The organism is Paenibacillus sp. ALJ109b (assembly GCF_010747435.1).
Classification (GTDB): Bacteria; Bacillota; Bacilli; order Paenibacillales; family Paenibacillaceae; genus Paenibacillus; species Paenibacillus taichungensis.
In genome coordinates this window covers 168,001-189,102 of record NZ_JAAIFP010000004.1, presented here as the reverse complement: position 1 = coordinate 189,102, position 21,102 = coordinate 168,001, and the positions used below count along the sequence as shown (strand labels likewise).

The following is a 21,102-nucleotide window of genomic DNA, read 5'->3' as shown; positions in this document are numbered from 1 at the left end:
TTTTTGTTGATGTAATTTCGTTCCCTCGTGCTCTACAATCGGTTATGACATGCTGAGTTGGCATGCACATGACTCTTGCTTGAGCAGGATCGGAGGTGACTAAAGGGTTTCTTGAAACCGCTCACATACTCTGAAATCCAAAAGGAGGAGAACGAAAGCATGCGTAGAAAGTGGCCTTTTTTATTGTTGGCATTTACGTTGACTGTTGGATTGTCTGTACCTGGAACCCAGGAGGTTCGAGCGTCAGAGGGTGACTTACAGCCATCTATTGATCGTGCCGGTGAGAACCTGTCTCTGGGTAGGGATGGCAGAAGCAGACTCTATCCAAATGATTGGTATCCAGGATTTAAAGATGAACAGGGAAGGTTTCTGCATGACTTTTCGTATGCCGGTTATCGGCGTGGGGAAACAGAATTACCAAAAACGGCTAAGAACAAACGTATTGACGTTACCAAATCACCGTATTTTGCCGATCCTTCAGGGAATCGAGATGCAACACAGGCTATTCAAAAGGCAATTGATGCTGTTGTTGCGTTAGGTGGGGGTGTCGTGTATCTTCCCAAAGGTACATATCAGGTTAACCCTCAGGATGGCAAGGATTATTCACTAAACATTCCTGCAAGTCGTGTGGTCCTGAAAGGTGACGGGATGAACAAGACTCATATCTATAATGCACAGCAAAATATGAAAAACAAGGATATTATCCGGATCGGTAACGGAGATTGGAAGAAAACCGGAATCTCTACGAAACTTCGCAAGTCAGTTACTGATCCAACCGTCCTGCTACCCGTTGAGGACACAAGCGGGTTTGCAGTGAATGATTACGTGGTCATTTCATTCGAAACGACGCCAGGTTTCTTACGTGAACTTGGCATGCAAAACAAGTGGTCGTCACGTCTTGGTAAAGTAGAACCGTTATTCTATCGCCAAATTGTAGGCGTAGATTCGGAGAACAAAACGATCACGCTAGACATTCCGACGCGTTATCCAATGAAGCTGCGCGATGATATTACGATTAGTCAGACCGCAGATCCGATTGTCGAAGTAGGTTTGGAGGATTTCTCGATTGCAAACATTCAAAATGCGAAGTTGGGGCTTGGTGAAGATGACTTTAAAGTCGTTGGGACTGCTGGATATGAAGCCGATAATGCTAAAGCTGTCAATGTGATTGCAGTGGCCAACAGCTGGATTCGAAATATTAACACCTATAAACCAGCTGGCAATACAGATTACCATCTGCTATCCAAAGGGATTATTCTGGATCGTACAAAAAACGTCACAGTGGATCATGTAACCATGCAGTACCCGCAGTATCGTGGGGCAAATGGGAACGGTTATTTATATCAATTTATTGGCAATGATAATCTCATTAAGAATAGTAAGGCAATAGGAGCTAGACATAGCTTCACATATGCCAACTTCTCTGCGAACGGGAATGTCCTGCAAGGTTCGTATTCTGAGAAACCTTCATTATTGACTGATTTTCATATGTACTTGAGCATGGCGAACCTGATCGATAACCTGGTCGTTAACGGGGACGGAATCTCTGCCATTACACGGGATTATGGATCATCCGAAACGAATCGTCATGGGGTGGTAACCACTGAAAGTGTGTTCTGGAATACGACCGGTCAGGCGGCACATCCTAGTAAATCCGGCGTTATTGTTGAATCAGAACAATTCGGGAACGGATATGTCATTGGAACGAAAGGAAAGGACACCGACGTGAACGTCAACATTGTTGGTTCCATTCCGGATGCGAATACGCAGCCATTTGATATGGCGGAAGGCATTGGGCAGGGCGATCGTTTATCCCCGCAAAGTTTATATCAGGACCAGAGCAAGAAACGAATCAAAGATATTCATCTAGGGCTTCAATCCCTGTTGGTGAATGGCGAAGCTATAGGGGGGATGCAGTTCTTAAGAACGGATTACGTTCACACTTTGCCTTATGGTACAACCGAAACACCGATCATCTCTGCAAAAGCTTTTGCGAAGGATGCAAAGGTTAAAGTTAAGCAACCGCAAGGAACTAATGGAACTGGAGAGATCACTGTATCCTATCGGGGTCACAACCAGAACGTGCGAGTGAAGTTTAAGGTAGCTGATACACCCGTACTTCCAGAGAATATCTCCATAAGTCCCAATAAAACAGTACCCGGCTGGAGAGTCGCAGGGAATGCAATCAGCGCAGGCGGAAGCGGAGAATTATCCTCGTTTCTAACATTAGATAATGGCGAGATCGTAAATATTGCAGAATTGAATGTTCCTGTCACGTACACATCGAGTGATGATACGATTGGATATACGGAAGGAACTACTCTCCATGCGTTAAAAGCGGGAAAGGTCGACATTGTCGTGAGCTGCGTCTTTAATGGCGTAACGGTCGAGGCACGGGAGAAATTTGAAGTCAAAGAGCCTATGGCCGAGCCGGAAGGACCGTTCGCTGTTGTAACCAAAGTTACGGCTAGTGCAGATGATGGCAATCTGCCGGTCCATACGATCGATCGTGATCCAGACTCCAGATGGTCTGCTGATGGAAAGGGACAATACCTGCAATTGGAGCTTGAGCAACAGACTCAAGTAGGGCAGGTAAGCATTCAATTCTATAATGGACATACGCGATCCAATTATTTTGATTTGGAGATATCAACTGATGGTATTAATTACCAAAAAGTATTAAGTAATGTGGCCAGTAAAAAACAGGCGGCTTATGAAACATTTGAATTTGAACCAGTTCAGGCCAAATTCATTCGTTATGTCGGGCAAGGAAACGAATCCAATACCTGGAACAGCATTATTGAATTTTGGATACACGGGAATTAAAAATGACGTAGGATAAAATCAAAGAAATTAATTCAAATTCAATATCGAATATAATATGTGCTCATTTTAAAGCTGGAATGGGCGCATATTATATTTAAGATAACTGAGTTGTGTGATACGACAATTATAATATGTGAGATCACATATTTATCCATACGAAATTAAAAATATCTCGGGGGTTATAAAAAGAAAAAGCCACATTTATCCATGTGAGCGTGAGCGATCTAAGCGAGCGATCGATATGACAAGATGTCGTGTAGTTTTAAAAACAACAACTGTTTCACAAAACTCGTATTTTGTACATATGTATAGAGTATAGATTCTGGCTCCCCCAGCCGACGATTTTCCCTTTACTTCGTAGTACGTTTTGCAATACCTACTAACAAACTTTCCATATTCTTTACATAAATCTATAGGGCACTCTTTCAATCTATAGAGTTTATCAAGGAGTACTCCTCTGTTAAGTATATCCCTTACATTGGGATTAATTAAAATCATATTCACTTTCAACTCATCCTTGGTATAATGGGGATTCCTCTTTGAAGATATTCTTATTGCTTTTAATAGCGTACACATAAAATCATGATATGGCTTTAAAAAATTTATGTTTTCCGTTATCTTATACATAATTAGTCAGTCTTCATTCCTTGCCTCGTATATTTTTTTTAATTTCAAAAATAACTGAAATTTTGTTGGACTATCGCCTAGTTGATCATATAATTCAATAGCCGAGTTAATGTTGTTTTCTTCTATATATTGCAATATTTTTTTTTCATAGCTCTCTAGAACTGTACCTTCCTTCTCTTCAACATCAAATATTTTCTTTAAAATCCCATCGTATTCTAAACCTATTGTTTTCTCTTCAATATAATCTTGGTAGATTGCAGTACCATTTTTTTTCAATAAAATAATGTTTTCTTTGGGTATATCTGAAACAATTAATGGCGCATGAGTAGCAATAATTACATGGCAATTCACATCAATTATATCTTTTAAGATGTTAATATAACCGTTAATCCATTTTGGATGTAAGTGTGTTTCTGGTTCATCGATTAATAAGACTGAATTTTCTGAAACAGAGTGGGCTATTTCAACCAGTCTTAGGAATAAACTTAGTTCGCCAGAACTCCAATAAGATAAGGGAATAATATCAGAATGATCAGAATTAGGATAGAACCACAAATCTGAAATCACATATCTATCAAACATTCCCAAAAACTTAATATCATTATAAAATTGAAATTCACCTTCAAAATAATTAATTATATCAGCAGAATCCACTAGTTTTCGAGCTTCGCCTTTATAATAGGTCTCTCGCTTCTTTGAAAAAGCACTTGAAAAAGCTTTAATTTTCATGTTTACATATAAATACTCTACTAGCACTCGTTCCAACTGATTTATTGAAAATGCAGATTTGTGTGCATAATATCTATCATCTTTAAACAAATCCTGCATATATTCCGACACGAATTTTCTGAATTTTTTCGTACTATTATCATAACTTCTAATCTCATAATCGTATTCATCAATTAATTCATCCATACTCAAATTTTGATTTAAATTAGGCAAAACAACTTTCAATATCTCATCATAAAGCCCTCTAAACAAATTTTCTCTGAAACGATTAGTTGTGAACCCTATAATGTTGAATTCAAGATAGTATGCGCTTAGTAGTGGTTGTATGATTAAGTGTGATATATCAAGTAAAATTAAGTAATATACCAAACTCATAATTCTTATGAAATCCATTAAAAGTAAAACCACACAACTAAGAAACAATAGACCCTAAAACAAATAAGGTTATTCTATTTTAATATTGTCTTGCAAAAGTCGAAAAATTCATTTAGATCTGTAAGTTGCGCTACATTTTTAATTCGATTTGTATTTTCAATCTTTTCAATTTCAAGCCCTTTCATTTCAACATATTCCTTGGCTGCTTGGTTTGTAGAGGGATTAGATTTCCAGACTTCTATTCGACATAGTACTATGTTCTTGTCCTTTTCGGCAATGGTCCAAAGTTCTTGTCCTCAATTTGGGACAAGAACTTTGTTCCTTAAAACAAAAAAAAGCCGCTATAATAGCGACTTGGAATGGAACAATGTTCTTGTCTCTCGACATGCCTCTCCAACTTGGCTCTTCTTTTCTTCTAAGTTTTGTTTTAACATAGAAACAAAAAAAACGACCCTTCAACTTCAAAGGTCGGTTTACCCATATGGGAGAAGAAAACAATGGTCATAACTGCATTATATCCACCCGATGAAGTTATAATACTGTATTCTGCTTGAACTCTATGTTCATTTGGGCAATTCAGTAATATCAACGTTCATATGTTCAGTAAGCATTAAGGTTACATCCACTTTCACTTTGCTCCACAATAGTGTCATTTTATGAAGGTAACCTCTTACCGAATAGTCTACCGTTAAACTCAGCTCAGATCTCTTTTCATCTATGATTTTAATATGATGTTCCTTTAGCCTTTGTTTCGATTTGTACATCTCTAAAGCAATTTTCTTTTGTGTACCGTCCAGGTAGTCAACATACACAGATTTCATCTTAAAGTTTGAAGCGTATATTTTATGCTTATCTACCTCCAGAGCACCCAAAAGATAGGGAAGCTCTACCAGCCTCTTCACGAGTGCAAGTTCATCAGAAGTCTGTCTCATCGTACACACCTCCTTCTTCAAGCTTTACAGTGACCAATTGATCAAAATCGACCCATTCAAATCCATTCTCCATTTCAATTCTGATTTTCTTTCCAAAGGTACTGATTGAAGTGACGATCCCGCGTATATACCGATTGCCCCACTCATGAAACACTTCAATGGTGGCTTGCAACCTATAGTTAAGCGACATATCTATATTTTGTGCAATAATCTCCCACTCATCTTCATGGACTATAGGTCTTACTTGATAATGAATTTGAGTACGATGCTGTATAATTCGTTCTTTATGTTGTGGAAGCATCATGCGGCTCGATTCCCATAATCCATTGGCCTCAAGTTTTTTGCTCATTTGTAATGCCCCCCAATTTTAGATGCTCTATCGATCGCTTGACCGGCAGCCGTAATAGAGCTCGCTCGTAGAATGGCAATATCGCCAAATCGATCCTTAATGTCGTCCATCACCTGATCAATTGCGCGTTTCTGCTCTTGATCACCAAAAAACGATAGTTGATATGTATCCGCGCTGGATAATTGAGAAAGGGAAACGCCTACACGGCGTACAGGTTGCCCATCCCAGTGTTGATGGAACATGCGTTTAGCTATCTTGCATACATCAACGGTTATGTTTGTAGGATCAGACAGTTTAACCTGCCTGTGAAAACCAGTTGGGTGGTCAAAATCAGCTCCAGACACACTCACGGAAACGACACTACCCATCAGCCCCTTTTTGCGGGCTCTTCTACACACTTCTGTACAGATATCGAGGATGACCACTTCGATCTCCCATGCTTCTGTATAGTCTCTAGGCAGCGTCATACCATTTCCAATATCCTTTTGTGTACTGTGTGTGTTGACGGTCACTGGCAAGTGGTCCAGTCCATTTGCGACTCGCCAGATGACCTCTCCATTAACGCCCCACTTACTTCTTAGTTTGGAAAGAGGTGTATTCGCCAGGTCTCTAATGGTTCGGATGCCCATTTTCCACAAATGTTTTTCCATTCTGGAGCCAATCCCCCACATATCGCGAATGGGCTTATCTCCAATGTGAAGGTGTAACTCCTCTTTCTTTAAGTGGAAAATGCCCCCCTCTGCTTTTTTAGCAATCATATCGCAGCACAATTTACTGATGATTTTGTTTTCACCAATGCCAGCTCTCGCGTAAACACCTGTTTCATTATAGATTTTGTCTTGAATTTGCTTGGCTAAATCGATTGGATCATTACCGAATAGATGCATAGACCCTGTAAAATCAGCGAATAATTCGTCTATGCTGTACGGTTCAACCAGATCGGTGAACTCCTCAATAATGGACATGATTTGAGTGGATACTTCGATGTATTCTTGCATGTGTGGTTTCACAATGATCAGTTCCGGACACTTCTGAAGAGACTGCCAAAGTGGTTCCGCGGTAGATACACCTTTAGCTTTGGCCAGTGGACAAGCGGCAAGAATAATACCAGAACGCCTTGCTGGATCGCCGGCGACGGCGAGTGGTCTATTTTTGTATTGAGGCATTTTTGCCTTTTCGACTGAAGCATAAAACGACTGCATATCGATCAGCATAATGGTTCGCTGCTTAGCCAACATTGAAATCACTCCTGCACTTTAAGAACGTATGTTTGTATATATTATAAACCGAACATACGTTCTTTATGCAAGAGGTAAATATTTATATTAGACAAATGACGTAGTGATGGATTCAAATCATACAAAGTTATATCAGCTTCACCATCATTGAACTCCCAACAGTAACAACTCCTTCTCCGGCAGACAATTTCAGTTAGCTTTTGTTTGTGATCGTCAGAAGAGTTGAGTTCTAATATTCATCTTTGTACCCAGAGTATCTTTTGTTCTCTTTTCAAACTTAGCAAGTACTTTTTGTTCAGACCGACCAGGTTTCCCCCATCATTATTTAATGTAGTAGAACCGCCATTAGCACCCGATTTCTAATTTTCTGGGTTGTTGCTATCAGAACAAGCCGCTAAGGTGAAGGTACTCACTCATGAATTGGAACTATGGTTTATTAGTTCCATCTGCAGTCAGTAAAGCTGGTCTCTTGAAAATAATCCACCCTACAGCTTTTAAGACCGATAACATAAAAAAGCCGCTAAAATAGCGACTTTTGACAGGAATATGCGCTTGTCTTTGACAACAACTTTTTGAGTTTAGTAACTAAACGACGATTTCCTCTGAAAGTATCGTGAGACAGTTACGGTTTATAAGGTCAATAATCTTTGGACTTTGGATTTAATCAAAGATTTAGAAAGAACTGGTCTCTTCAATTTGTTTAATTACTCTCGCCGGGTTGCCGCCAACCACCATGTTGTCCGGAACGTCCTTAGTTACAACTGCTCCAGAAGCAACTACGACATTATTACCTATCGTAACACCTGGATTGATAATAGCTCGGCCACCAACCCATACATTATTTCCGATGTTTACTGGCTTTGCATATTCCGGACCTTTATTTCTTTCAATTGGATCCAGGGGATGTGTAGCAGTGTATATATGAACACCTGGACCGAACATACAGTTACTTCCAATCCTAACTTCACATACATCGAGGATTGTACAATCAAAGTTGGTATAGAAATGTTCACCCACATGAATATTATAACCGTAGTCAAAACGAATATTTGGTTCCATACCCAGGTGTTCTCCTGTTGATCCGAGTAATTTTTTGAGTAATTCTACTCTAAGTTCATCTTCCGTTTCTGTTGTCTGGTTATATATTCGCGTCATTCGTCTTGCATTTGCTCGATCACGTGTAAGTTCAGGATCCCAACCCTTATACAATTCTCCATCAAGCATCTTTTGTTTTTCTGTTTTCATGGTCGTTTTATCCTTCTATTTATTAAAATTTAACTTATAGCGGTTTGGCGGCTCTAGACAGAAAACCTGAAATAACGGTGCCAACAAGTACTAGAATCAGGGCATTTAGTAATCCATAATGTTCCCCGAGAAAACCAAGCATAGGTGGCTACACCAGAGATGTGATATAGCCAGTGGTAGCCACGGCTCCTACTCTTGCTACAGCACCCTGGGGATTGTCTCCTGCTGCAGAAAGACCAACAGGAAAACCTAGAGAGGTACCCAACCCCAGAAGACGACGCCTATAGAAGCGACAATATAATGCTGACCCCAGATCACAAAGCGTTAAACCCAGCATAGCTGAGAGGGCGCAACTTAATAACACCCGAACCCTTCCATACCGGTCAAGTATCCTTCCGCCAGCAAAACGTCCAATTGTCATGGCGGCAACAAACAAACCATATACAAATGAGCCAATGGTTGAATTAACCCCGTAACCATCTACAATGGTTAGTGGTAACCAATCGTTTGCAGCCCCCTCGGCAAATGCCATACCCAAGACAATAATTCCTATGAACAACGTTCGCTTCTCGCTCCATACCTTGAATTGCTTTTTCATACCCGAGCGCTTTGGCATATCTGTATTCGTTAATTCTTTTCCAGTAGACTCCGGCAGGTAGCGTTGTCCATAAACTACTGCGCAGAGCATAACTAGAGACAATATGGTGAAATGAACGCTGATCTGTAAATGGACTGCCTCAGCTAATGCTCCAAGACCAGCACCAACGAGCGTTCCTGTACATTTGCGCAGGTCTGCCTCCAGTAGAGTCCTCCAAATCCAATTCAATGAGTTCACCCGTGCTAAGGAGTTCATGAAGTATATTACGACATGTGGCTATGCTTAAACCTGTTGCCTCAGCCACCACTTTGATTGGTTTTGGTCACCAAGTTCAGATCTGATGCCCAAAACCGCGCAGTAAACCGTTTCGTCGAATCAAGCCATTGCTAAAGTCTAAATAGTCTCATTTCCCCAAATGCTTACCAGATCATTGATTTGAAGAGACACGACCCTTAGTTCTCCGCCAAAGGCATAAAGTTCTAGTCCTCTACTTTCCAAGTCAGGGAAAATCATGTCTGAAATAATTGTTGTTCCATTGTTACCAAAGACCTCTACACTTGACCAATCAACATAGATACTCAACTGTATCCTTTCATGCTCTGGCTTCATAAGGGCCTTATGTTTTGCAGAAAAATCGGGATGAAAATCAACGTTGTTCGACTTTGTCCGGTCGACAAACAACTCCTCATTCAAGACATTATATCCGATGACTGTCTCCTGATCGGAAGAGGAAGATTTTCGCACCTTAAACCCGAATGCTGTTGCAGTACCGATTTCAAATTCCGCAATAATTTCCATCTTTGCAGCAGAAACAGCAGACAAAACGTTCATATCTGGTTTAATCGTAATGTCTTGCAGAGACAGAATCGATCTTCTAAGTTGATTTAACTCAGTTACGGGTGCTTGAGTTAAGCGTAGACCTTCCGAATACGTCCTAAGCTGAATCTCTCGTGGAATGGACAGCTGGCCACGCCATTCCTTAGAAGGAAGAGTGGAAGCATAACGCCAATTATTCATCCAGCCGACCCAAATCTTTCGCCCGTCCTTATTCGGGATACCATCCCAGGTCACGGCCGCGTAAAAGTCGGATCCGTAATCTATCCATTTGATTGTATCGAATGATGCCAATGTTTCATCGAGTGTAAAAACTTTACCATTAAAGTCACCTATAAAATACATCATGCCAGAACCGCCTGCGGGTGGTTCTGAATCGTTTGAATTTACTCCATTTCTATCTCCGACACTTAGTATCAAAATCCACTTAGTAGTATTTGGGTCCTCATCCACTTGGATTTCAAACACCTCAGGACATTCAAATATTCCACGATGGATACCTGGGATATCGGAACCGAAATCACTTTCAAAAGACCAATCCTTAAGATTTGAAGATGTATAAAATTCTACACGGTCTCTTACAGCAAGAACCATTACCCAGTTTGAAGATTCTTCATGCCAGAATACCTTTGGATCCCGAAAATCTAGCGTTTCCGTGGGGAATAAAACAGGGTTACCTTCATATTTTTTCCAGGTTCGACCTTTATCCTTGCTGTAAGCGATGCTTTGAACCTGCGGTTTACCGGGCTGAGCGCTGTTGGCATTATTAGTATAGATTGCAACCAATCCTGATCCTGCTTCGTTGAAGAATCCGCTTGTATTGTTCTTATCGACCACCGCACATCCCGAAAAGATCGCTCCATCTTCCCCCGGCGAGATGGCTAATGGAAGTTCATCCCAATGTACTAAATCATTACTTACTGCATGACCCCAATGCATTCTGCCGAAGTCAGGCTGCGTATCATGAGGAGTATGTTGGTAAAAAAGGTGATATTCTCCTTCGTAATAAACCATTCCGTTAGGATCGTTCATCCAATTTTTCTTAGGCGAATAATGAAATTGTGGCCTGTATTCATCTTTATAAACAAATTTTCCCAGACCTTTTCTGATACTATTTTCCCCTGATAAATGTATTTTTTTAATTTTAATCACTCTCCCTTGAGGTTATTTAGATTCTAAAAAAAGATTTTTTTCGGTAACTAATAGGATGGCATACCTAATATATCTAGAAATCCATTCCTTATTAACAAAATAAAGCACATGTCTTCATTTGTCAAAGTTTTCTTGTGAATATGCACATATTTTTATGTGTAATTCTCTATTTTAATTTACATTTGCACACTTTTTATGGCTAATTAATAGAAAATGACAACCTTTATTTAGTTCGGTCTAATTACCCTTCTATATTTCAAAGTGAATTATTTACAAATGTAAAATTAAGAGGTTTGTTGAAAAGTGCTAATTCGGGATTGAGTGCATCTCCTTGATTTTCGAATTCGAATGTTCCAATTAGTTGGGTACATACAATCAATTAGTATTCAGATTATGGACTACCGTGTTATTTAATTAGGTATTCATCTAATAGGTGATCGGACTATGTTCTTGTCCATTTCGGCAATCGGAACAAGTTCTTGTCCTTGGCTCGGGAAACGAACTTGCACCGATAAAATAAAAAAGCCGCTAGAATAGCGACTTCAATGGGACCATGTTTTTGTCCCTCGACAGCTTTCCAAACCAAAGGCTGTTGCATATTTCTCAACAAGTTTTTCTATAGAACGTTTTGTCAAACGTCTATTTTTACCTTTGCGTCCTACAGGTGCTGCAATAAACAAAATCTTTCATTTTTTTCTGGGGTATATCTTGTTTCCCTTACCTGCAGGTAATTCTCAATATCTAGGGATGTTAGCTGCTAAAGTAAACATATTGTTCTTTTCCCCCTTTTCGAGTTACTCTTACAGATGATTTCGTCAGATCTAAGTCCTGATCCTAAGATTAATGAAATTATTGCCGTATCTCGTTCACGTTTAAACTGATGGAAATGCATGATACGTTTGTTTGTTTGTTTGTTTTGTTTAATCGCCATAATCGTATGCTACAAACACTCTAAAAGCTTCAAAATCATTTTCTCTCAGTATTTTTCCTTCCATACGATTCGCGATCGTTTCCTGACTTTCTTTTTCTTTAAATCAATTGTTTCGGCTTTATTCTGTAAGTAATCAAATGAGGACTTAAGAGAAGAAAGCTTACGGTTGATTGTTAGCTTATTATTCCCAAGTTGATACTCCAAAAAAGACAAAAAGCTTTCTGTTTCACGTATCGTTAATGTTTCTAGCGTGGATAATTCAATTTCTATTCTTTTTTGAACTGTGGTAAAGCAATCAGCCAATCAAAAAAGATAATATAATCGGCATGAAAGGCTGTCCGTATGACAATGCCGTGGCCGAAGCGACCTACAAATTCATGAAAACTGAGTTCATCCACCAGATGAGCTTCCAGAGCCTTCGCCATCTGGAATTGGAATTATACGATTACGTTAACTGGTTTAACAAACATCGGATTCATGGAACGTTGGGATACCTGACACCTGTTCAGCATCGCCAAGAAGCCCTTAAAAAAGCTGTCTAATTTACTGTTGACAATCCACCCTTCTGGATATCAATGAAAGAAGCCAACTATCATGCAGAGAGTCTCCAGGATCTAAAATTTGTCGATGTGTGGGTACGGAATAATACTCAGTGACAGATAAATCTTTTTGATGTAACAGTGTTTTCACAATATCGATCGGAATCTTTTCCGTTTGAGCAGCATGCGTAGCGAAGGAGTGTCGAAGTAAATGAGTTTTCAAGACAACTTGATTACAGGAAGAAGTAGAATCACTAGAATTGGCGACGACAGCATTTGTCACTGGTTCACTCGTATTCACGGCCCTAGAGCCAGTATTATTTAGTGCAGTTCATTGGAGATGTAGTCTTGCTCTTCAATTCCGGATGTAAAATCCCCTGGTTCTTTAGTATCAAGGACCAAGGGATTTTTATGAGAAGTATAACTTATTCAGATTTAATTTATGAGCTCGCACCGGCAGCATGTTTTGGTAGGTTGAGGAGTATTACAAGAATCATCAACCTATATTAGTTGTAGCCTATACCTTGATAATAGTAGCCCAGCGATTTCATGAAGTCGGCATTCAACATGTTTCGGCCATCGAAGATGTTGGGCTGCTTCATCTGTTTATTGAGCATACTCCAGTTTAGGTCATGATACATCTTCCACTCCGTACATATAAAAACAGCATCTGCATCTTTAAAGCCTTCCTCAGGGGTAATCATGGATTGAATATTTGAATTCTTCAAATATGAGGGAAGTTTGGCGACCGGGTCAAACAATTTAATATGTGCTTGTCCCACAGTCAATTCCTGAATGAGCCGGATCGCAGGAGCTTCCCGTATGTCATCCGTATCGGGCTTGAATGCCAAGCCAAGAACCACTATTTTTTTGCCTGCGAAATCTCCTAACCTTTTTCTGGCTTTCTCAACCATATACATATATTGTGTTTCATTTACATCAACGACTTCCTTCAGTACTTGTAATTCCGTATTATTTTCCTTGGCTATACGGAGTAAAGCTGCAACGTCCTTTGGAAAACATGATCCACCATAACCAATTCCTGCTTGCAGGAAGCTGCTGCCAATCCTTTGATCAAGTCCCATCCCAAAAGCAACCTCTTTTATATCTACCTCAAGTTTGTCACTTAATCTGGAAAGTTCATTAATATAAGAAATTTTTGTGGCTAGGAATGCATTCGATGCATATTTTATAAGTTCTGCAGTCCTCGGTGTAGTTAAAACAACAGGGCATTGAACTGAAGCGTAGAGGGTCTGAAGCATTTTGGTCGCTTTAGTACTCGTCGCGCCAATGACAACCCGGTCTGGATTTAGAGAATCCTCCATTGCCTTGCCTTCCCTTAAAAATTCAGGATTGGATGCAACATCATAAGGATAAGATGCTGCCTGTGACCGCAATATCCATTGAGTCACTTTTTCCTGCGTCCCTACGGGTACGGTACTTTTGTTAACGATGAGTTTATAACCTTTCATATAACGACCAATATCTTGTGAAACCTGCTTCACATAAGTTAAATCCGCACTGCCATCAGTAAGCGCTGGAGTCCCGACACATATAAATATTACATCATTCTCCTGAATAGCTTTTGCTTGATTTGTAGTAAACATAATCTGACCGGATTTAAGGTGTTTTACCAGTAGTTCCTTGAGACCCGGCTCATAGAAATAAAGTTCACCTTTCATTAATTGATCGACCTTGTGTGCATCTGTATCAAGTCCTACTACTTTCCAGCCCATCTCGGCAAATACCAAGGCAGTCGTCGTACCCACATAGCCTGTCCCAATCACGAGTATTTTCATTCTTCGTCACCCTTCCTTCTCGCTTCCAAGCCAGCCAAGGTAGAACCGATCCCCACTACCGTATTAACAACAGCGTGTGTTAGTTGCTTGATATGAACATTACTTAATAGGATGCTGTCTCTGACGTAGCAGCTTTTAATAGTGGAATCTGCACCAATAGAAACGTAAGGACCAACCACACTATCTTCTAAAATACAGCCTGCTTCTATAGAGACTGGGGCAATAATCTTGCAGTTTTTTAGAGTCACCGAAGGATGAATATCATTTTCAACCGGCATCTCCCGAAGCATTTTTTGATTGGCATCAAGCCATCTCTGTAAAGTTCCTACGTCAATATTTGCTATTTCAGCTTGATGGTAAGATACCGAGTAGCCCTGTTGAATCAGCCATTGGATCGCATCTGTAATTTCATATTCTCCTCTCGCCGAAGGCTCTATCTTTTTGGCAGCTTCGAAAATAGAGGAGGTAAAACCGTATGCTCCTAATACCGCAAGATTTGATTTGGGAGCTTTCGGCTTCTCTACAAGCTTTACAATCCGGTGGTCTTCCACCTCTGCAATGCCATAATCTTGAGGGCTATCCACTTCCGATAGAAGCAGCGCAACATGATTCCCATGTTCTTCTATTTGCTTCTTAAGTTGAGAGAGTGAAATGGAAATTAAGTTATCCCCCAAGAGTAAAATGAATGAGTCCTGACCAATAAAATGCTCTGCTTGCAATATGGCATCTGCAATTCCTTTTGGATCTTTTTGATAAATAAACGTAATATTCGTACTCCACCTAGTGACATTCTCTAAGCTACTTCTAATGAGTGATTCTTGGGATTTTTGGATTACTATTCCGATCTCAGAAACCTCTTGTTCGACCAATTTATCTATACAGGAGTGCAACAAGGGAGTATTGGCTACGGGAATCAATGATTTTGGATAAGAGAAAGTGAATGGATACATACGGGAACCTTTCCCAGCACAAAGAATTAGTCCTTTCAAGTCGTTTCCTCCCTTCTAATTTTCACTTCTGTATACTCTATGAAAAACAAATATATTTGGATTGGACGAACATCTGATAGATTTTATAGATAGGCTCTAACAGCCTTGAACGTTTCTCAGAAAACTAAGTTTTCTAATTCTTATGAAATGGTTCGTTGACGCTTGTGAAAATTTTCTGACGCCCATTCATTCCACAGGTCATTCGCATAAGATGACGGCAAAAGAGCCGTTGGCTTCATGCTAACCAAAGGAGACTGAAATGGTATGAAAATAGTTCAAATATCTACGAATACACTTCCCGTTCCCCCAGAAGATTATGGCGGCACTCAGCGCGATATTCACTACCTGACAGAAGAGTTGGTTCGTCGAGGTCATGAGGTCATTTTATTTGCTAAGAAAGGTTCGAAAACCAACGCCACAAGGACGTACGAATATCCTACTGATGACCCGGATCAGCAGTTGGATTTCATCATTAAGCGCATTCCTTCAAATGTAGATATTATCCATGATCACTATGGCATTGTTGCGAAAACAAATCCGCCCATTCCTACGCTCCACAACTCCCATTCCAAAAAGGCAAAAGGATCACAAATCCCCGTATTTGTAAGCAAGAAAATTCGTGATAAGAACAAGAAAGGTTATTTCGTGCATAACGGGATTCGTCTTAGTGACTATACTTTTCGAACCAAGAAAAAGGGCTATCTTTTATTTTTGGGTAGAATCATGAAAGAAAAAGGAGTTCATTTAGCGATTGAAGTTGCACAAAAAACGGGGAAAGAATTAATTATTGCTGGGACAATTAACAAGCCTGCATATCAAGAGTATTTCGATAGCGAAGTCAAACCGCATCTAAATGAAAAGATACGATTTATCGGTCCTGTCGGTGGAGCAAAGAAAATTAATTTGATTTCAAGAGCGAGCTGTGTGTTATTTACCTCTACATGGAACGAACCCTTCGGACTTGTGCTTATCGAATCTTTGGCTTGTGGTACACCAGTACTCGGATTCAAAGCAGGGGCCGTTCCAGAAGTGCTAAAAGGCTTACCACAATTATTATGTAACTCTACGGATGATATGGTTCGCAAAGTGAAATACCGTAACAATTTCCCCACCGCAAGAGTTTGCCGATCCTATGTAAAAAGGCATTTTTCGGATAAAGTCATGGCTGACAATTTTCTTAAGTTGTATAAAAAAGTCATCACGAATAAGGAATATAAAATTATCCGTCAGTCGGTGTGGAACACCAGAAAAAATATGATTCTGAAAAGGAGTTGAAATCTGTGGCTTCAATCATAGCGTGTACCATGAGACCTGAATATATGGATAACATTTTTGCGAACTATGAACGACAGGAATGGCATAACAAAGAAATGATCGTCATCCTTAATAAGGATAGTATGAATCTTAAAAAGTGGCGAAAGAAGGCAAAAGAGTACGAAAATGTTAGAGTCTATAAGCTTCCTGAGAAATATACACTGGGGAAATGTCTTAACTGGGCCATTGCCCGGGCAAAAGGTTCGTTTATTGCCAAATTTGATGATGATGATTATTATGGTGCTCATTATTTAAAAGAATCCATCATTGCACTAAGAACACAAAAGGCACCGATTGTTGGTAAACACACAGCGTATATTTATTTTGAGGCGAAAAAAGCGCTTATGGAATACCGACCCGGACAAGAGAATGTGCCTGGCAAAAGGGTTAAAGGCGGGACATTATTTTTTCGTAAAAGGGTATGGAAACAGGTGAAATTTCCTGAGGATACGATCGGAGGATCAGATGCCAAATGGGCAAAAAAATGCCGCAGAGCTGGCTATACCGTATATTATGTGTCTAAGAAAAATTACGTATGTATTCGAAGAGAGAACATTCAGTCACATACACAGAAACGGGACACTGAGGAATATATGAGAAATTGTAAATTAGTTACCTATACGGATGACTTTATACCTTATACAACCGAAACTATTCCAGATGAAGGTACCCGTAGAGAAGAATACAATTCACTCTCAAATGGCTCCATTTAGCAAATTGGACATTTGAAGCGAAGAATGGGCTGTTCCGGTAGTATAACTACTTTAGGGACTGTCCATTCTATTCGCTGTAACAAACAACATTGCCGCACATTCGATTATTATACACTACCTTAATTTCCGAATACTTTCGTAATCCGTATATTTCTTTAGCCATTCAATGTCCTGACTTCTGTATCGTTTTAAAATTTTGTATTTTTGCTTGATCAGATCTTCAGGCAATTTATATTTAGAGCGTTTAAAAATATACATCTTCTCCTGAGCCAGCTCTCTGACAACCTGATGCAATGCTCTGTGTTGAGTATGGCCATACTCCCCTTTTTTATTGTGGGTCACAATCATCGTGATCTGAGGATTGGCTTGCAGTACCTGTGCGATATCTTTTTTCAAAGCCTTTCGGTTAAAATCTCCTTCCCATTTATCTTTATAACTCCACATTTCATACTCGGCTCCTACGTCTTTCATTGCTTTTTTAAACTCTCTTGCCCGCACTTTGTGTTTTCCATTAGTTACACAAATAACTTTCCACCCTTTTCCCTTGATAAGTTGAGCTCCTCCAAAGATTATTTCATCATCAGGATGGGCTACAATCATCAATTTATTGAACATTGTCTTCCCTCCAAATCTTCTAGATGAAGGACTGATATAAGCTAAGCAGCTTATCGACGATGCCAGAGATATTAAATTGCTTCTTAACGAATTCACGTCCTGCTTCTCCCCAATTTTTTGAACTTTTCTTAGACCTTAATGCAGTACGAATCAGATTTTCGATCTTGCTTATTTCAAGAGTTTCCTTGGCTCTGTGATCTCCGAAGTAATACCTCCAAGCAAGCTTGAAATTATCTGGCTTCACAATTCCAAAAATCCCCTTTGCACCGATTGCAATTACAGGCCGCTTGCAGGACATCGCTTCAAGAGCTACTCGACCTGTTCCTACAACAACGTCACTAATGGAAAAAAAGGCCGATGTATCTAGGCGTTCACCCATTACATGAATACGATTACTGTGTTTTCTAGCTGCTAGTTTCTTGACACTATTCAACCCTGGTCCACCACCAACCACTACGACATGCATGTTTGGGGAGGAATCCATACAGCGCTGTGCAGCTCTTAAAAAACTTTTACATATCTCTGCTTTTTCATCCTCTATTCGGCTGACATACAATAGCACTTTCGACTTACTGGCAATGTTTAATTGTGTGAGCAACTGCTGGTTTCTGTTGTATCTAAAATGCTGCGTATTAATTCCATTTGGAATTAATACAGATTGGATATTTTTCTCTTCCAGCCACTTTTTAACCGGCCAGCTAACGCTAATAACCGCGTGACGACTATAACACCTCTTCATTATTTTCGTGATCAGTGCCCGAGGATAGTATGTCCCATGTATGGTGTAGACAAAAGGGATTCTCAGCTTTCTGCTGAGGGCGCTACCGATTATTCCGGTAGATTCATGGTGAGCATTAATGACGTTGATCTTATGCTTGATAATCCATTGCTCCAATCTTTGCCGGTCGTTTATTTTCGTAAATATTGGACAACCAAGCGCCCTGAACTTGGACAACAAACTCCCCCGATTACCTGCTACATAAATGGAGACCCCTCTTTTTCCCATCTCTTCGACAACAGCGGACACATATGTCTCTGTTCCTCCCACTTCCAATTTATCTATGATCATAAGCAATCGAAGAGTTGGCTTCTTCATGAATTTCCCCTCCAATAAGGTTATGAATCTCACTCCTTATAGTATGGGGTGTTAATTCATATCGTTACTGGAATACACCCAAGAAGACAAAACAGGCGTTTTATAGTATTTCGAATGAAATACAATTCTCTGACTGAGCATGAAAAATCACCTCCATTTAACAAGAATAGGTGAGGCCTGGAAGGAAGCCGTTTTTGCAAAATCCTTTGAAGTTACCCTGAGCATTATTAACGAATGGAAGATTTTTTGATAATAACGGTTACATTGTTGCCCTGACCACAGGACGACTCGAGTCAACATCAGTTCGCTCTAAAGGACCAACAAGGCTGTAATCGCTTCCAGGATGCGAGGTCACATATTCCTTGGAGACATCCCAAAATACGCTGTTTCGTTGTAAATATAAAATAATATATTGGCTAACCTAATCGCTACCTGACAATTGCCTTTTTTGAGTTTCATAGCCACTTCATCCATGCATTGCGTCCGGTATTACATATATTATGCTATGCTATATCTATTCATGAGGAAGTGAGCATATCATGACTACTTTTTTGGATGCTCGAACATCACAAAATGCTAGTTTGGCTAACTCTATTTTGGTGCCCATTCTATTCATTTGCAGGCCTCAGTTATTCGGACAGATAGGTCTAATGACTGCCGGTGCTGAGACAAACCCTCGTGTTCAGTTTAAAGGAACCGTTTCCGTTCAATTCCCTTTTAGCCCTTGTTGGAATTTATCCGCACACAATTCAATGGCGCCTATCGCATTTCGGTAGCCAATTTGTCTTCTATTCCTTCTTCAGTGCGTTGTGAGATTTTTAGAGGATCCACAAATTCAGGAACCCCTATTTATGTGGTTTCACAACCTGTGTTCCCCTTGAAGGAATCCTTCTGGAAAGCTTCGAGGGCTCTTCATTGTAATCCGACAAATGAATACAACACTCCCATTCAAAATTAATATGCGCCACTTTCATTACTCCGCGCGCCCAAGGATAAACGGTCGCAGCTTGATCGTGTCTTTTTTGTACTGTCTACTTGACAGGATTTTGACCAAATTAGCGGCCTTCTATGGGCTCACACCCATTCCCCTGCTCAATTGCCTACATACAATACACTAATGAACAGGAGTGATGTTATATGACATTTTTACCTCCTTTTGGACCTGGCGGAGGGTTTGGCGGACCTGGGGGTCCCGGAGGAGCCAGTGGAATGCCTGGTCCTCCATCGTTCCCCGGGGGTGGAGGCGGCGGACCACAAGGCATGCAGGCACCTACCGGGCCGCCACCATCATTCATTCCACAGCAACCCGCTTCGTTATTTGCGGTAGATCCAAGAGCCATATCCGGCTGTCTGTTTCGCTACACATATATTTGGCCGAATCGTGGTCCCGGCTTCTGGATGTTCCCGGTATTTGTCGGCAGAAATTCGGTGGCTGGCTTCCGCTGGAATGGCTTCTTCTGGCTATACAGCGGCATTGATCTGCAGCAAATCAGCTCGTTTAGCTGTTTTTAGAATTAATTACCCTGTATGCGGATCAATCCGCATACAGGGTAATTTACATTTATCTTATAAGAATAGATATCCGTTAGCTACTCAATCATCAAGGGGCCTTCATTATATATTGCGATGAAACAGAGAGGTTGCTCCAATCAGCCCTGCTTTATTGCCCAGGCTTAGCTGGAATGATCTGCGTATGTTTAAAACTATCCAGTAGAAGTTTTTGGGTACAATTGCCTATCCTACGTACAAGCCATTCTTGCTCCATAATACCGCCACCAACGATCACTGCAGGAGGATCGAAAATATGAATCAGCGTTGCAATTCCTCTAGATACTTCAAGCTCCGGCGTTTTGCAACAAAGAAATTATGGCTAGTTCTCCATCAGAAATTTTTCCGAATAATTCTTTTCCATTCGAAATGTGCTGCCCGTTAGCTTAATGAACCAACCGATTAGATAGACATCTAATCGTCAATGGGAACATGTTTTTGTCCCTCGACAATTTTCGTTCTGTTTTTTATAAGATCCCCTTTTGTCGGAGGACAAGAACTTGTTCCGTTAAAGGGCAAGAACTTAGCGTTGTACATTGACACAAAGTTCCCTACCAAAATGACACAAAGTACCCTACTTTCATGCATTTATGCCCTTTGTCTTTAATTAACGGAGCAAATTTGTAACTTGGTAGGCAACTTTGTGTCACTCC

General features: G+C 40.2%; 15 protein-coding genes and 2 pseudogenes. 5 read left to right on the top strand and 12 right to left on the bottom strand.

Annotated elements, in window-relative coordinates:
* Nucleotides 1-159 precede the first annotated feature (159 nt).
* A complete protein-coding gene (locus G3352_RS03985) occupies nt 160-2,826 on the top strand; it encodes a discoidin domain-containing protein (protein WP_163754016.1) in 2,667 nt (888 codons plus the stop codon).
* 633 nt (nt 2,827-3,459) lie between these two features.
* Here G3352_RS03985 and G3352_RS03980 read toward each other — a convergent pair.
* From G3352_RS03980 to G3352_RS03950, 7 genes are all read right to left on the bottom strand, one after another.
* On the bottom strand, nt 3,460-4,557 hold the full coding sequence (locus G3352_RS03980; RefSeq protein ID WP_163754013.1) for an AAA family ATPase: 1,098 nt from the start codon (nt 4,555-4,557) through the stop codon (nt 3,460-3,462).
* Nucleotides 4,558-5,120: 563 nt separating this feature from the next.
* Nucleotides 5,121-5,489: a YhjD family protein gene (locus G3352_RS03975; protein WP_163754011.1), complete on the bottom strand. Its 369-nt coding sequence runs from the start codon at nt 5,487-5,489 to the stop codon at nt 5,121-5,123.
* Nucleotides 5,473-5,838: a YolD-like family protein gene (locus G3352_RS03970; RefSeq protein WP_163754009.1), complete on the bottom strand. Its 366-nt coding sequence runs from the start codon at nt 5,836-5,838 to the stop codon at nt 5,473-5,475. The genes G3352_RS03975 and G3352_RS03970 overlap by 17 nt, the downstream gene beginning before the upstream one ends.
* A complete protein-coding gene (locus G3352_RS03965; RefSeq protein WP_163754007.1) occupies nt 5,835-7,076 on the bottom strand; it encodes a DNA polymerase IV in 1,242 nt (413 codons plus the stop codon). Before G3352_RS03965 ends, G3352_RS03970 begins: the two co-directional genes overlap by 4 nt.
* A gap of 672 nt (nt 7,077-7,748) precedes the next feature.
* Nucleotides 7,749-8,321, bottom strand: coding sequence for a sugar O-acetyltransferase (locus tag G3352_RS03960; RefSeq protein ID WP_163754005.1), 573 nt, complete (start codon nt 8,319-8,321; stop codon nt 7,749-7,751).
* A gap of 148 nt (nt 8,322-8,469) precedes the next feature.
* A complete protein-coding gene (locus G3352_RS03955) occupies nt 8,470-9,174 on the bottom strand; it encodes an MFS transporter (RefSeq protein ID WP_205524696.1) in 705 nt (234 codons plus the stop codon).
* Nucleotides 9,175-9,312: 138 nt separating this feature from the next.
* Nucleotides 9,313-10,905, bottom strand: a complete 1,593-nt coding sequence (locus tag G3352_RS03950; RefSeq protein ID WP_163754000.1) for a GH32 C-terminal domain-containing protein — start codon at nt 10,903-10,905, stop codon at nt 9,313-9,315.
* Between the two features lie 1,260 nt (nt 10,906-12,165).
* Here G3352_RS03950 and G3352_RS03940 point away from each other — a divergent pair.
* Nucleotides 12,166-12,378, top strand: a pseudogene (locus G3352_RS03940) (IS3 family transposase); the annotation flags it as partial.
* A gap of 503 nt (nt 12,379-12,881) precedes the next feature.
* Here the strand turns inward: G3352_RS03940 and G3352_RS03935 are convergent.
* Nucleotides 12,882-14,174, bottom strand: a complete 1,293-nt coding sequence (locus G3352_RS03935) for a UDP-glucose dehydrogenase family protein (protein ID WP_163753995.1) — start codon at nt 14,172-14,174, stop codon at nt 12,882-12,884.
* Nucleotides 14,171-15,163 (bottom strand): sugar phosphate nucleotidyltransferase, encoded by a 993-nt coding sequence (locus G3352_RS03930; RefSeq protein WP_163753992.1) that lies wholly within the window; start codon nt 15,161-15,163, stop codon nt 14,171-14,173. Before G3352_RS03930 ends, G3352_RS03935 begins: the two co-directional genes overlap by 4 nt.
* Before the next feature lie 264 nt (nt 15,164-15,427).
* Between G3352_RS03930 and G3352_RS03925 the strand changes: the two genes are divergently transcribed.
* Complete coding sequence (locus G3352_RS03925) at nt 15,428-16,438, top strand: glycosyltransferase family 4 protein (protein ID WP_163753989.1); 1,011 nt, start codon at nt 15,428-15,430, stop codon at nt 16,436-16,438.
* A 5-nt stretch (nt 16,439-16,443) separates the two neighbouring features.
* Nucleotides 16,444-17,190 carry a glycosyltransferase gene (locus G3352_RS03920; protein ID WP_163753986.1) on the top strand — a complete coding sequence of 249 codons (747 nt, stop codon included), beginning with the start codon at nt 16,444-16,446 and terminating at the stop codon, nt 17,188-17,190.
* A 114-nt stretch (nt 17,191-17,304) separates the two neighbouring features.
* Here G3352_RS03920 and G3352_RS03915 read toward each other — a convergent pair whose 3' ends face one another.
* Together G3352_RS03915 and G3352_RS03910 are read right to left on the bottom strand one after the other, a co-directional pair.
* Nucleotides 17,305-17,805, bottom strand: coding sequence for a PIG-L family deacetylase (locus G3352_RS03915; protein ID WP_163753983.1), 501 nt, complete (start codon nt 17,803-17,805; stop codon nt 17,305-17,307).
* A gap of 19 nt (nt 17,806-17,824) precedes the next feature.
* Nucleotides 17,825-18,901 carry a glycosyltransferase gene (locus tag G3352_RS03910; RefSeq protein WP_163753980.1) on the bottom strand — a complete coding sequence of 359 codons (1,077 nt, stop codon included), beginning with the start codon at nt 18,899-18,901 and terminating at the stop codon, nt 17,825-17,827.
* A gap of 1,137 nt (nt 18,902-20,038) precedes the next feature.
* On the opposite strand from G3352_RS03910, the gene G3352_RS03905 reads away from it, so the two are divergent.
* Entirely contained in the window at nt 20,039-20,413 is a 375-nt protein-coding gene (locus G3352_RS03905) for a collagen-like protein (RefSeq protein WP_163753978.1), read from the top strand.
* Nucleotides 20,414-20,561: 148 nt separating this feature from the next.
* On the opposite strand, the pseudogene G3352_RS31665 reads toward G3352_RS03905, so the two are convergent.
* Nucleotides 20,562-20,726 (bottom strand): annotated as a pseudogene (locus G3352_RS31665) (ROK family protein); the annotation flags it as partial.
* Nucleotides 20,727-21,102 lie beyond the last annotated feature (376 nt).